This is a genomic window from Caballeronia insecticola (genome assembly GCF_000402035.1).
Taxonomy (GTDB): domain Bacteria; phylum Pseudomonadota; class Gammaproteobacteria; order Burkholderiales; family Burkholderiaceae; genus Caballeronia; species Caballeronia insecticola.
Genome location: NC_021289.1, coordinates 1060062 through 1072863, shown reverse-complemented (window position 1 = coordinate 1072863; position 12802 = coordinate 1060062). Strand labels below are relative to the sequence as shown.

The 12802-nt window shown below is 64.0% G+C and carries 11 protein-coding genes; 6 read left to right on the top strand and 5 right to left on the bottom strand.

Annotated features, from left to right (window positions below):
- Position 1 precedes the first annotated feature (1 nt).
- From BRPE64_RS29530 to BRPE64_RS29520, 3 genes are all read left to right on the top strand, one after another.
- The gene (locus tag BRPE64_RS29530) at positions 2-1510 is read left to right on the top strand and encodes a M81 family metallopeptidase (RefSeq protein ID WP_044043562.1); all 1509 of its coding nucleotides are present in this window, start codon (positions 2-4) and stop codon (positions 1508-1510) included.
- A gap of 65 nt (positions 1511-1575) precedes the next feature.
- Positions 1576-2610 (top strand): alpha/beta fold hydrolase, encoded by a 1035-nt coding sequence (locus BRPE64_RS29525; protein ID WP_044043877.1) that lies wholly within the window; start codon positions 1576-1578, stop codon positions 2608-2610.
- 240 nt (positions 2611-2850) lie between these two features.
- A complete protein-coding gene (locus BRPE64_RS29520) occupies positions 2851-4821 on the top strand; it encodes a PhoX family protein (protein WP_016348669.1) in 1971 nt (656 codons plus the stop codon).
- 43 nt (positions 4822-4864) lie between these two features.
- On the opposite strand, the gene BRPE64_RS29515 is transcribed toward BRPE64_RS29520, so the two are convergent.
- Together BRPE64_RS29515 and BRPE64_RS29510 are read right to left on the bottom strand one after the other, a co-directional pair.
- Complete coding sequence (locus BRPE64_RS29515; RefSeq protein ID WP_016348668.1) at positions 4865-5068, bottom strand: hypothetical protein; 204 nt, start codon at positions 5066-5068, stop codon at positions 4865-4867.
- A 206-nt stretch (positions 5069-5274) separates the two neighbouring features.
- Entirely contained in the window at positions 5275-7278 is a 2004-nt protein-coding gene (locus BRPE64_RS29510) for a glycoside hydrolase family 28 protein (RefSeq protein WP_232519314.1), read from the bottom strand.
- Between the two features lie 284 nt (positions 7279-7562).
- Between BRPE64_RS29510 and BRPE64_RS29505 the strand changes: the two genes are divergently transcribed.
- On the top strand, positions 7563-8669 hold the full coding sequence (locus tag BRPE64_RS29505) for a porin (RefSeq protein WP_044043560.1): 1107 nt from the start codon (positions 7563-7565) through the stop codon (positions 8667-8669).
- A 25-nt stretch (positions 8670-8694) separates the two neighbouring features.
- Here the strand turns inward: BRPE64_RS29505 and BRPE64_RS29500 are convergent, their stop codons facing one another.
- Entirely contained in the window at positions 8695-9447 is a 753-nt protein-coding gene (locus BRPE64_RS29500) for an SDR family oxidoreductase (protein ID WP_016348665.1), read from the bottom strand.
- Positions 9448-9550: 103 nt separating this feature from the next.
- Between BRPE64_RS29500 and pdxR the strand changes: the two genes are divergently transcribed.
- Complete coding sequence (pdxR, locus tag BRPE64_RS29495; RefSeq protein WP_016348664.1) at positions 9551-11017, top strand: MocR-like pyridoxine biosynthesis transcription factor PdxR; 1467 nt, start codon at positions 9551-9553, stop codon at positions 11015-11017.
- Here pdxR and BRPE64_RS29490 read toward each other — a convergent pair.
- Both BRPE64_RS29490 and BRPE64_RS29485 read right to left on the bottom strand, forming a co-directional pair.
- A complete protein-coding gene (locus tag BRPE64_RS29490; RefSeq protein ID WP_016348663.1) occupies positions 11014-11634 on the bottom strand; it encodes an FMN-dependent NADH-azoreductase in 621 nt (206 codons plus the stop codon). The genes pdxR and BRPE64_RS29490 overlap by 4 nt on opposite strands.
- Positions 11631-12095, bottom strand: a complete 465-nt coding sequence (locus BRPE64_RS29485) for a GNAT family N-acetyltransferase (RefSeq protein ID WP_016348662.1) — start codon at positions 12093-12095, stop codon at positions 11631-11633. Before BRPE64_RS29485 ends, BRPE64_RS29490 begins: the two co-directional genes overlap by 4 nt.
- 145 nt (positions 12096-12240) lie before the next feature.
- Here BRPE64_RS29485 and BRPE64_RS29480 point away from each other — a divergent pair, with 145 nt between their 5' ends.
- Positions 12241-12747: an MOSC domain-containing protein gene (locus tag BRPE64_RS29480; protein WP_016348661.1), complete on the top strand. Its 507-nt coding sequence runs from the start codon at positions 12241-12243 to the stop codon at positions 12745-12747.
- The last annotated feature ends 55 nt before the right edge of the window (positions 12748-12802 follow it).

Below are 12802 nucleotides of genomic sequence, written 5' to 3'. Positions count from 1 at the left end.
CATGAAAATCCTGATCGCGGGATTCCAGCACGAAACCAATACCTTCGCGCCGACGAAGGCGAGCTACCAGAGCTTCATCCAGGGCGAAGGCTTTCCGCCGATGGCGCACGGCGCCGACGTCCTCGCGTTGCGTGACGTGAACGTGCCGATCGGCGGCTTCATTCAATGGGCCGAAGGGCAAGGGCATGAACTGCTGCCGGTGATCTGGGCGGGCGCGAGCGCATCGGCGCATGTGACGCGAGACGCGTATGAACGCATTGCGGGCGCGATCGTCGACCGCGTGCGTGCGGGCGGTTTCGATGCGATCTATCTCGATCTGCACGGCGCGATGGTGACCGAACATCTCGACGACGGCGAAGGCGAATTGCTGGCGCGTGTGCGGCGCATCGTCGGCGATGAGATGCCGCTCGTCGTCTCGCTCGATCTGCATGCGAACGTGACGGCCCGCATGGTCGAACTCGCCGATGCGCTGGTCGCGTATCGCACGTATCCGCACGTCGACATGGCGGCCACGGGTTTGCGCGCGGCGCATCTGCTCGAGCAACGGATCGCGCACGGCGGCCCGCTCAGGCGCGCCATGCGCCGCGTGCCGTTCCTGATTCCGGTGAACGGCATGTGCACGCTCGTCGAACCGGCGCGCGGCATGTATGAAACGCTGGAGGCGCTGGAGAAGGACGCGGTGATGTCGCTTTCGTTTGCGCCGGGCTTTCCCGCGTCCGACTTCGACGAATGCGGTCCGGTGCTGTGGGGCTACGCGTCCGATCAGCACGCGGCGGATAACGCCGTCGATGCGCTCTACACGAAGCTGGTGAATGACGAAGCGCGCTGGGCCGTGCCGTTCCTCTCGCCCGACGAAGCCGCGCGCGAAGCGATCGATGCGAGTCGCGCGGCGACGAAGCCCGTGATCATCGCGGATACGCAGGACAATCCCGGCGTCGGCGGCGATTCGAACACCATGGGCATGGTCCGCGCGCTGTTGCGCCACCACGCATGCGATGCGGCCGTGGGCGTCATCTGGGACGAACGCGCGGCGCAGGCGGCGCATTGCGCGGGCGTGGGCGCGCGCATCCGGCTCGCGCTCGGTGGCGGCTCGAACGTGCCGGGCGACGCGCCGCTCGAAGGCGAGTTCGAAGTCGAATATCTGTCCGATGGGCGCTTCCGCTTCGACGGCCCGATGCTCAACGGCATGAGCGGCGAGCTTGGCCCGACCGCGTGCCTGCGCATCGAAGGCGTGCGCATTGCGGTAAGCAGCGTCAAGATGCAGGTGTTCGACCGCAATCTGTTTCGTGTCGCGGGTATCGAGCCGGAGCGCATGAAGATACTCGTGAACAAGAGTTCGGTGCATTTTCGCGCGGATTTCGAGCCGATCGCGGAGCGCATACTCGTCGCGAAAGCGCCTGGTCCGATGGCCGCCGATCCCGCCGATCTGCCGTGGCGCAATCTCGCTGCGCACATGCGCGTGCGCCCGATGGGCCCGACGCTCGCGGCGCTGCGTGCATCGGCGGCGTGATCGTTCGCGTGCAGTACGGTTTCATCGAATACATCGAACACATTGCATACAAGGAGAATCGCACCATGCCGGATGATCAGATCAACGCGTGGCGCCGCCGCTTCCTCGGCACGGCAGTCGCAACGGTCGGCGCCATGCAGCTCGGTTTCAGCGACGTTGTTCGCGCCCAGACCGCGAAGCCGGTTCGTTCTTCATCGACGGCGGGTTTTGCGGAGATTCGCCAGATCGATGCGGGCACGCTCGACATCGGCTATGCGGAAAGCGGGCCGGCGAACGGTCCCGTCGTGATCCTGCTGCACGGCTGGCCATACGACATCTACAGCTTCGCCGATGTCACGCCGCTGCTCGTGGCGCAGGGTTATCGCGTGATCGTGCCGTATCTGCGCGGCTACGGCACGACGCGCTTCCTCTCCGCCGACACGCCGCGCAACGGCCAGCAGGCGGTGGTCGCGGTGGACATCATCGCGCTCATGGATGCGCTGAAGATTCAGCAAGCCGTGTTCGGCGCGTTCGACTGGGGCGCGCGCACGGCGAATATCATCGCGGCATTGTGGCCGGAACGCGTCAAGGCGATGGTCTCGGTGAGCGGCTATCTGATCGGCAGCCAGCAGGCGAATCGCGCGCCGCTGCCGCCGAAGGCCGAGTTCGCGTGGTGGTATCAGTTTTATTTCGCGACGGAGCGCGGCCAGGCGGGCTACGAGGCGAATCGTCACGACTTCAACAAGCTCATCTGGCAACTGGCATCGCCGAAATGGAATTTCGATGATGCTACTTACGATCGCTCGGCGAAATCGTTCGAGAATTCGGATCACGTCGCGGTCGTCATTCATAACTATCGCTGGCGGCTAGGACTCGTGCAGGGCGAGGCGCAATACGACGCGCTGGAGCAGCGTCTCGCCGGGGCGCCGACCATCGCGGTGCCGACCATCACGATGGAAGGCGATGCCAACGGCGCGCCACATCCGGACCCGTCGGCGTATGCGAAGAAATTCACGGGGAAGTATCAGCATCGCAATGTGGCGGGCGGCGTGGGGCATAACTTGCCGCAGGAAGCGCCGAAGGCATTTGCCGAAGCGGTAGTCGCGGCGGCACGAATGTGAGCGCGGCGGCATTCGGTGCGGCATGCGTGCCATCGCTGGATGCCGCAATTCATTCAGCCGCATCGCCTCACTTTCAGGCCAAAAACAAAACAATTACACCCACCTGTCAAACGCATTTCACATTCATTTCCTAAAGTAGCGCGTCAACCGGCACGTCGGGCCGCAACGGCCTGACGCGAGGGCTTCGCTCGCCCGTCGTTTAGCCGGAGATCACCCACAAACAAGGAAGTGAAACCACACATGGCGCAGCCACTCGACCTCTCCCGCCGCAAAGCACTCAAGATTCTCGTCGGTGCCCCAATGCTGCCGCTCGGCGGCGCGGCCACCGCATCGTTGCTCACCGCATGCGGCGGCAGCGACAGCAACGCGGCCACGCCCGCGCCCACGCCGACCGCGGCCTTCACCACGGCCGCTTTCGGCAGCATGGCCGCGCCGACGCTCGCCGATCCGAACGCGATGGCCAAAACCACCGTCGCCTCGACGCTGACCGCAAACTTCAGCGACGGCAGCAGCCGTGCCTACAAGCTCGCGTATCAGCCGTTCTTCATCACGGGCGACACGGTGACGAACACGACCGGCGGCACCATCGTCGCGGGCGGTTACTTCGACATCGACAATCAGCCGATCATGGATCGCTCGGCATCGGGCAAGGAACGTCAGTTCTTCTCCGACTGCCCGGACGGCACCTCGCTCATCAAACTCGACAAGCCGACGGTCAAGGGCGTGAAAGGCAATGCGGTGTTCGCGGTCGTGCAGTTCGAATACACAACGCGCGACCAGTCCGACGCCGACATGTACGGCAAGCTGCCTTCGCCGATCGCCGTGCTCACGCTCGATCAGGACCCGGCGACCGGCAAGCTCACGCTCGTCAGCTATTCGAACGTCGATACGTCGAAGGCGCATGGCCTGTGGATCACGTGCGGCGCGAGTTTGTCGCCGTGGAATACGCACTTGTCGAGCGAAGAATACGAGCCGGATGCGGCCACGCTCTCGACGAACACGCAATTCAAGGCCTACAGCAAAAACCTCTACGGCGACGAGACGAAAGCGCGTGCGTACCACTACGGCCATCTGCCGGAAATCACCGTGCAGCCGGACGGCACCGGCACGGTCAGGAAGCACTACTGTCTTGGCCGCATTTCGCACGAACTGATTCAGGTGATGCCCGACAAGCGCACCGTCCTGATGGGCGACGACGCGACCAACGGCGGCCTCTTCATGTTCATCGCGGACAAGGAAGCGGACCTCTCCGCGGGCACGCTGTACGTGGCGAAATGGACGCAGACGTCATCGGCGGGAGCGGGCTCGGCCACGCTGACCTGGCTCAATCTAGGCCATGCGACGAGCGATGAAATCGAGAATCTCGCCAACACGTTGACCATTGCCGACATCATGGACATCGTGACCGACGAGAAGAATCCGCCCGCCGATGCGTCGTACACGCGCATTCATTACAGCGGCAAGTTCAACTGGATTCGCATCAAGCCGGGCATGGAGAAGGCGGCGGCGTTTCTGGAGACGCATCGCTACGCGGCACTGCGCGGCGCGAGCATGGGCTTCACGAAGCTCGAAGGCACGACCGTCGATGCAAAGGACAAGGTGCTGTATTCGGCAATGTCGCAGATCGTTTCGTCGATGGTGAAGGGCAACGCGCATTCGACGGACATCGCGCTCGACCGTGCCATCAATTCGGGCGCCGTGTACGCGCTCAACATGAAGGGCGCACAGCGCGATCTCGCGGGCGCCGCGATCAACAGCGAATGGGTGCCGGTGGATATGGCCGCGCCCGCGGCGCTCGTCGGCGAAGATCTCGCGGCCGCCGATGCGCTCGGCAACACCGCGAATCCGGAGCGCGTGGCGAATCCGGACAACATCAAGTTCTCGGAGAAACTGCGCACATTGTTCATCGGCGAGGACAGCGGGATGCACGTGAACAACTTCCTGTGGGCGTACAACGTCGATACGAAATCGCTGTCGCGCATTCTGTCGACGCCGGCGGGCGCGGAATCGACGGGTCTGCACGCCGTCGACGAGATCAACGGCTGGACGTACATCATGAGCAACTTCCAGCACGCCGGCGACTGGAGCAGCAGCCTGCACGCGAAGGTCAAGCCGACGCTCGATCCGCTGGTGCGCGCGAACTACAAGGATCGCTTCGGCGCGGCGGTGGGCTATCTGACGGCCGATCCGACGTCGCTCAAGCTGGCCTGACGACGCAGGCGGAGCGAAGCATCGGGCTTCGCTCCGTTGTGCTTCAGCAGCCCCGATCGCAATCGATGTACTCGAATCCCGCGGCAATTGCGAAGCGGATTGCTTCTTCCACGTTGGCGAACTCGCCGGGCAGCCGCACCGAGCGTTCGAGTCCGTTCAGGTCCTGAATGCGTGCGGTCGCGGCAAAGGCGTTGCCCTGACGAACCGCTGCGGGCGTGACCATCATGTCCCTGTAGCTGAAAACCATTTATCTCTTTCCGATGTTGTCGGCCCGTGCGGCGCGGCTCCGGGCGCTTCGTCGTGTCGTTTGAGAATCGCCGGATGTTCGTCCGGCTCCCTTTGCTTCAGTTATCGGCAAACGCAAACGTTTCTTTACTCGGACTATCGGAAGGCTTGCGGATACTGGTTCGCAGTACCCGCAAGTTTCGTCTGATGAATGGCGCGCTTTCCGCTTTATTGCATCGGGAAGGGAACGAAGGCTTGACTGCAATCGACGGGCGAAACAGTCGTCGATGCCGCCCTCGTGACTTGCACGCCGTTCGCGTTCGCGAATGGCAGCGACGTGCCGCCAGCCCCGATCGAAACCAGCGCATCGGCCACGATGAAGTTGAGCGGCGCGACATCCGCTACGACGTTGTTCAGCGAAATGGACAACGGATTGACGACGGGAGGATTCGGCCAGCCGCTCGTCCCCGCATTCCAGCCCGAGCCTTGCAAAACCGGACTCGCGGAATTGAAGCCCTGGAACGTATAGCTCGACGCATTGACGATACGCACGCCGTCGAGCGAAATGTTCTGGAAGTTCGGATAGAGCTGGGCGTTCGTCGTCGGGCTGTAGTACGGCGAGAAGATCAAGGCCTGCGGCTTGCCATCCGGCGACGAATCCGGCGTGCGAATGCACACGTTCGAATAGCGGATGTTCGAGATGAGACCGCTGCGGCTCCAGTCCGACTTGATGCGCAAGCCATTGTCCGCGCCGTCGATCACGAGATCGTACACATTGATGTTGCTCACGGAAGGCAGGACGCCATTCACCGGCGTGACGTCAGGGTTCGACTTGCCGCCGGCGGTGCCCGCCATTTCGCTGCCGATCGACATGCCGTGCCCCGAATAGAAGTGGCTATGCGCAACGGTGATGTTGTACGTGCGGCCGTTGACGGTGCCGGTGCCGCCCTTGATCGCCATGTTGTCGTCGCCGGTGCGGATCGACGTGTACGCGATCAGCATGTTGCTCGCATCGCCCGTCAGCACGCCCGGGTTGCCGGCGTTGCTCGTGATCGTGCCGGAGCTGCCGGGATCGATGCCGTCGGTGTTTTTCGCCGTGTCGGGGCTGTACGGCATGCCGAGATAGTTCTTCATCGCCTCGTAGGCGGCGGTCGGCGTGTAGATCTTCACGCCCCACGCGGTGAAGCCGTCGATACCGCTCGGCACCACATGGAACTTGGGCGCGTTCTGCAACGTCACCCGATACAGCGTGAAGTTGCGGCCATTGCTGATCTGGACCAGACGCGGATTGTTCTGCGCCTGATTCAGCACCTTGTTCGCCATCCAGCCGATATCCCACCAGCTCATCGTGCCGTTGCCGTCGGGGCGCTTCATCAGGTTCGGGTCGTTCGCCACGCTGCTGATCAGCGGACTGCCGCCGCGTCCGTCGATAACGCCGTCGCCCACCACCGCCGCGTTCGCGATCTTGCTCGCGTTGATGAGCGCGAGGCAACCGTTGTCGCTCGCGGTGATGATGCCGCAGCTCGCCGTGCCCTTGGTCTTGTCGTAACGACGCGGATCGCGCGATGCAAACAGCGTGACGCCCTTGTCGATCCACAGTGTGGTCCCGCTCGACATATTCAGCGCGCCTGCAATGAATGCGTTCGCGCCGTTCGGGCCGGAAACGAGGTGCACGACCTTGTTGGTTGCGAGGCCCGTGCTGGCGGTGTTCTTGCACGAATCGAGCGCGGCCTGGATGCGCGACATGTCGGGCGCGGTATCGAGGGCATCGGCGCTATCGGGAAGCAGGCCGTTCGCCTGCGCGGTCAGCGTAGCGGGCAGCGTGGCGCAGATTTGCGACGAAGCGGGCAGCGCGGGCTCGGGCGGCAGAGCGGGATCGAAGGTCGTCGTGCCGACCTGGAAGCCTGCGGGCGGCGTGACGCTCGCATCGCTCGCGGGCACCGCATCGGATGCGGGCTGATCCGGCGTGACGACCGGCGGCGCGACGGGATCGGAGGCCGGATCGAGCGGCACGGCAGGCGTCGATGCGGGATCGACCGGCACGGCGGGATTGGACGCCGGATCGAACGGCGCGGCGGGCGTGGCGCTTGGGGTGTCGTTGTTGACGGCATCGCTCGTCGTGGCCGAAGCCTGCGACGCTCCTTGCGATGAACTGGAGCCGCCGCACGCGGAAAGCGTCAGGGCGGCCGAGAAAGCGGCGAGCCACGCCGCGTTGAATCGAGTGTATTTCATGATCGGGCGAAAGGGTCTCGTAATGATTCGGGGTGCGAGGAAATGGATGTCGTACGTCATCGGACAAGATATGCAGTTCGATGCGAACTCGTCGTATGACTCAGGTGAGATATTAGGCATCCGAATCAATCGAACGATACTTGCGGTTGCCCCTTAGGCCGGATCACATTCCGGCCCCAGCGAGTCCGCCCGCCTCATATCTGCCGATTCACCAGTTTGGTGCTATGTTCCGTTTCAATCGTTTTCTTTCAACCGAGCAGAGCCCATACGGAGTGAAGACGGCCATGAAAGTTCGTGTCTGGAAAGCGGCAGGTCTCGCGCTCGTCACATCGGGCGCCTTTGCGCAGACGAGTGTCACGATGTACGGCCGTATCGACGGCGGCATCGAATACCTGAACCACATCGCGAACGGCACAGGCGGCAGTTCATCGCGATGGAGCGCCGAAGGCGGCGACTGGGGCACCAGCATGTGGGGCTTGAAAGGAAACGAGGATCTGGGCGGCGGGATGTCCGCGGTCTTCACGCTCGAAACCGCGATCCAGATCATGAACGGCACCACCGGCGGCGGACGTCTGTGGTCACGCCGCGCCTACGCCGGCGTCAATTCGAAGACGTGGGGCCAGTTGCAGGCGGGCCGCAATCTTTTCATCGACAGCGACGGCGTCTGGGAATTCGATCCCTTCGTGCAGCAGGCGGTGTCGTCGGCATCGCTGGTGCGCGGGCGCAACTGGCAGCAGTCGAGCAATAACGTCGAGTATCACAGCCCGGTGTTTCATGGTTTCGACGTGCAGGGCCAGTACGCATTCGGCAATCAGCCGGGCGCGTTCAATCGCGGCGCGCCGGGCGAGTTCGGCCGCTCCGAGGGCATCATGCTCACTTATCATTCGACGATGCTCGACGTACGCGGCATCTACGACGAACTGCGCAGTCAGGACGGGCGTCTGGACAACATCTTTCAGGCGTCGCGCGAATACTTCGTCGGCGCGAACCTGAAGATCGACAAGTGGAAGGTGCAGGCCGCGTACACGCATTACGCCGCGCCGGATTCGCCGGCGGGCGTGGCCGACAGCGCCGATCACTACTGGCTCGGCGCGACCTATCAGGCGACGCCCGCGTGGGCCGTCACGGCGGCGGGCTTCTATATTCATGTCGGCGCGGGAACAGGCGACGCCGCGCACGATCCCGCGAGCCACGCGACGCTCTACGCGCTCGGCACGACCTACAACTTCAGCAAGCGCACGTTTCTGTACGGCACGGTGGCCTACGTGCGCAACAGCGCGAACGGCACTTTCTCGGTGTTCGCGACCCCGCGCGACGCGGACCCCGGCACGAGCCCGATGGCGGGCGAATCGCAGACCGGCGCGTATATCGGCATGATGCACGTGTTCTGAGCGCGCGCGGAGCCTTGTTATTGCGTCATTGCGCGCGGCGGTCTTCCAGCCATTGTCCCAGACAGATGCGGCCGAAGCGCGCGTCGCCGAGCGGCACGAGCGAGCGTTCTTCGACCTTTCCGCCGAAGTAGGTGGCCTTCTCGTCCGCGACGACTTCGCGCCTGTCGCCGGTCGCGCGCAGATACGTGCCGATGATCCCGTGCATCGCGCCGCATTCCGGCCCGGCGATATCGACGCTGCCGTTCAGCGGCGTGCCCAACGCGATATCCACGACGATAGCGGCGACATCGTCGGCGGCAATGGGCTGGAACTGTCGCGGCGACAGGCGTGCCGTGCCGTTCGTCGTGCTGCCGTCCGCTATCGTGCCGAGGAACTCGAAGAACTGCGTCGCGCGAACGATCGAGCAGGGCACGCCCGATGCCGCGATCAACTTCTCCTGCGCGAGCTTCGCGCGGTAATACACGTTGCCTTCCATGCGATCCACGCCGACGATCGACAGCACCACGTGATGCCGCACGCCCGCGCGCGCTTCGGCCTCGGTCAGATTGAGCGCCGAGTCGCGGAAGAAAGACGTGATCGTGTCCGCATCGTGCGACGGCGGATTCGTCACATCGATCACCACATGTGCGCCTTCGAGCGCCTGCGCCAAACCCTTGCCGGTGATCGCATCGACGCCCGTGCTCGGCGAAGCGGCCACTGCCTCGTGGCCCTTTTCGCGCAGCAACGCAATGGCTTTCTTGCCGATCAACCCGGTTCCTCCAATGACGACGACCTTCATGATGCACCTCGTTCCGTGTGTGAGAGTGAGGTCATTGTGTGACAATCATGTCTTAGTTAGAAGGGACAAGAATCGTCGATTGCACTAGTCCAAGGTCAGCACCATGCCGAACGCCGAACATGCATTGAAGATCGAAATCGACCGGCATCATGCGTTGCCGATCTATCTGCAAATCTGCGAGCGCTTCAAGACCGCGATCGCCGCCGGGCATCTGAAGCCGGGAGATCGCGTGCCCGCGCTGCGCGGCCTCGCGACGCAACTGAACACGGCGCGCGGCACGGTGGAAATGGCTTACGACATTCTCGTCGACGAAGGCTATTTGCAGATGCGCGGCGCGGCGGGCACGTTCGTGTCGTCGTCGCTGCCGGAATCGGTCATGCGCGGCGGCGCGCGCAAGGGCCGCGAGCGCGCGGCCGTGTCGCGTCCGAAAGGCGCGAGCGCGGTGGAAGTCGGCCACGACGCGAGGCCGCTGCGGCCCGGCCTGCCCGCGCTCGATGCGTTTCCACGCAAGCTCTGGAGCCGGCTCGTCGCGCATCGTGCGCGGGCGGTCGAGCTTGCGTCGCTGACTTATCCCGATCCTGCGGGTTATGGGCCTTTGCGCGAACGCATCGCGACTTATCTGGGCTTGTCGCGCGGCGTCGAATGCGCGCCGGAGCGGGTGTTCGTGACCAACGGCTATCGTTCGTCGCTCGAACTCGTTCTGCGCAGTCTCGCCAAGCCCGACGACAGCGCATGGTTCGAGGAGCCCGGCTATTTTCTCGCGCGCAATTTTCTCGTCGAAGCGGGGCTGAAGCTCGTGCCGGTGCCGGTCGATCAGGACGGCCTCGATGTCGATGCCGGACAGGCGCTCGATCCGCACGCACGCTTTGCGATCGTGACGCCCGCGCATCAGAGTCCGCTCGGCGTCACGCTGTCGCTTGCGCGGCGCATGAAGCTGCTCGACTGGGCGGAACGCGCGGGAAGCTGGATCGTCGAGGACGATTACGACAGCGAGTTCCGTTACGCGGGCCGCCCGCTGCCCGCGCTGAAGAGCCTCGATGCGAACGATCGCGTGATCTATTGCGGGACCTTCAGCAAGGTGCTGGTTCCGGGCTTGCGGCTGTCGTATGTGGTGGCGCCGGAGCGGGCCATCGCGCGCTTCGAGCAACTCACCAAGAGCATGAACGCCGGGCCGCCGCATCTGTTGCAGTCGGCTGTCGCGGACTTCATCGCGCAAGGGCATTTCGCACGGCATCTGAAGCGCATGCGAGCGCTCTATGCGCAGCGGCGCGAGTTCTTCGCGCAGGCGCTCATCAAGGCGTTCGGGGCGCGCGCGAGCATCGAGCCGCCGTCGGGCGGCATGCATCTTGTGATGCTGTTCAACGCGGGCGTGAACGGCCCCGTCGATGATCTCGCGATCGCCGCGCGTGCGCAGGAGTTGGGGCTCGCGGTCAGCGGCTTGTCGTCGTGGCATATCGGCGCGCGCACGAAGCGTTCGCTGCGCGGCATGGTGCTCGGTTTCGCCAACGTCGCCGATGCAGCCGAAGCGGCGCGTCTCGCGCGCATGCTTCGGCGGGCCTACGACGGCTAGAGCGCGATGGTGTCGTCGTCCGAAGCGAAGAGCGCGTGCTGCGTGAGTTGTTCGCGCGCGGCCTGCATGGCGTCGCTTACCGCTTTGTCGCCATGTACGAGTCCTTGCAGCAGCACGAAGTGCGGATTCTTCAGGCCGATGGTGCCGAGCGCATAACGCAGATACGGCGTGAGGAAGTCCAGTTGCCGCGCGTGCTTGCCGCTATGAAAACCGCCCGAGCCGACGATCACGAACACGGGCCGATCACGCATCAGGCCGACCTTGCCCTCCGGCGTCGCCGCAAAAGTGCGATGAATGCGCAGCACATAGTCGATCCACAACTTGAGCGCGGCGGGCACGGTGAAGTTGTGCATCGGCGTGTTGATGATGAGCGCGTCCGTCGTCTCGATCTCGCGGATCAGCATTTCGGAGATGTCGAACTGGCTCGCGTCCGGCGCACGCGACGTGACGGCGCGCGCATAGTCCTGCGTGAGCGGCGGCAGGGGTTCCGCAACGAGATCGCGTTCGATCACCTGCATGCGCGCGCCCTTGCCCGAGGCGCCGATCATCTCGCGTGCGAGCGTGTAGCCGTTGCTCGCCGCGCCGTGCGGACTCGCGTTCACAAAGAGCAGCTTCATCGCGCGTTCTCCTTGCTGGCTCGAGCGAGCGGTTCGACGAAGTGCATGCCTTTGGCGAGCATGCCTTGGCGGAAGTAGAAGCGTTGCGCGAGCGGCATATGCAGGCCGGTATCGAGCACGAAATGCGCGCAGCCTGTATCATGCGCAATCTCGCGCACGTGGTCGAGCAGTTGCGCGCCGACGCCGCCGCGTTGCAGGCGCGCCGTTACGACGAGATCGTCGACGTAGACAAAGCGTCCGTACAGCGTGCTCGTCGAGGTGCGATAGCCCGCGAGCCCGAGGATCGCGCCATCGGCACTACACGCGGCAAGCAGACGGTAGCGCTCTTCGCGCTGCACGCGCATTTGCGCGCGGAATGCGTCGGCGTCGGTCAGGTGCGGGCGCAGTTCCTTCATGACGTCGAACGCGCGCGTCCAGTCGTCGGGTGATTCGAGGTGCCGGAAAGTGATCGTCGTGTCCATGCGTGTTCTCCACGTTGCATGACTCACACGATATCGATTCGATGACCTAGCCTGAAGAGCCAAGAAGCGATCGCCGGACTAGGCCATCGGCTGCTTTGTTGCGCGGGAGCTAGAATCGGACACATCGCACACAGGTTCGACACATATGCCGCTCAATCCCGATTCTCCACTCGCCCGGCTCATGAATGCGCCGGTGAGGCAGGGCCTCGTCGTCTGGATCGGCTTGCGGAGCGCGCGGCGGGCGCCGCTTCAGGCGGTCGAGTCGGCGCAGGCGATGGCGGGCGCCGGACTCGAAGGCGATCACTACAGTCGCCGTGGCGGCAAAGGCAACGGCAATCGGCAGGTGACGCTGATCCAGGCCGAAAGCCTGCGCGCGATCGCGAGCCACCTCGGCCTCGACGATGTCTCGCCGCTCGACTTGCGGCGCAATATCGTCACGGCGGGCATCAATCTGCATGCGCTGAAGGACCGGCGCTTTCGCGTTGGCGATGCGGTGTTCGAGGCGAGCGGCGAATGTCATCCCTGCTCGCGGATGGAGGAAACTTTCGGCGTCGGCGGCTATAACGCGGTGCGGGGTTTCGGCGGGATCACGGCACGTGTCGTAGAGGGCGGCGTGATTGGTCTCGCGAGCGTAATCGAAGCGTTGCGCTGATCGGCTAAGATACTGCGCCCAAGCCATCGACTTAACGTGGAGTATTTGCCGTGAC

Excerpts from the sequence above, each read along its gene's own strand:
- BRPE64_RS29530 (WP_044043562.1), top strand. The coding sequence starts at position 2 with ATGAAAATCCTGATCGCGGGATTCCAGCACGAAACCAATACCTTCGCG.
- BRPE64_RS29525 (WP_044043877.1), top strand. The coding sequence starts at position 1,576 with ATGCCGGATGATCAGATCAACGCGTGGCGCCGCCGCTTCCTCGGCACG.
- BRPE64_RS29520 (WP_016348669.1), top strand. The coding sequence starts at position 2,851 with ATGGCGCAGCCACTCGACCTCTCCCGCCGCAAAGCACTCAAGATTCTC.
- BRPE64_RS29515 (WP_016348668.1), bottom strand. The coding sequence starts at position 5,068 with ATGGTTTTCAGCTACAGGGACATGATGGTCACGCCCGCAGCGGTTCGT.
- BRPE64_RS29510 (WP_232519314.1), bottom strand. The coding sequence starts at position 7,278 with ATGAAATACACTCGATTCAACGCGGCGTGGCTCGCCGCTTTCTCGGCC.
- BRPE64_RS29505 (WP_044043560.1), top strand. The coding sequence starts at position 7,563 with ATGAAAGTTCGTGTCTGGAAAGCGGCAGGTCTCGCGCTCGTCACATCG.
- BRPE64_RS29500 (WP_016348665.1), bottom strand. The coding sequence starts at position 9,447 with ATGAAGGTCGTCGTCATTGGAGGAACCGGGTTGATCGGCAAGAAAGCC.
- pdxR (WP_016348664.1), top strand. The coding sequence starts at position 9,551 with ATGCCGAACGCCGAACATGCATTGAAGATCGAAATCGACCGGCATCAT.
- BRPE64_RS29490 (WP_016348663.1), bottom strand. The coding sequence starts at position 11,634 with ATGAAGCTGCTCTTTGTGAACGCGAGTCCGCACGGCGCGGCGAGCAAC.
- BRPE64_RS29485 (WP_016348662.1), bottom strand. The coding sequence starts at position 12,095 with ATGGACACGACGATCACTTTCCGGCACCTCGAATCACCCGACGACTGG.
- BRPE64_RS29480 (WP_016348661.1), top strand. The coding sequence starts at position 12,241 with ATGCCGCTCAATCCCGATTCTCCACTCGCCCGGCTCATGAATGCGCCG.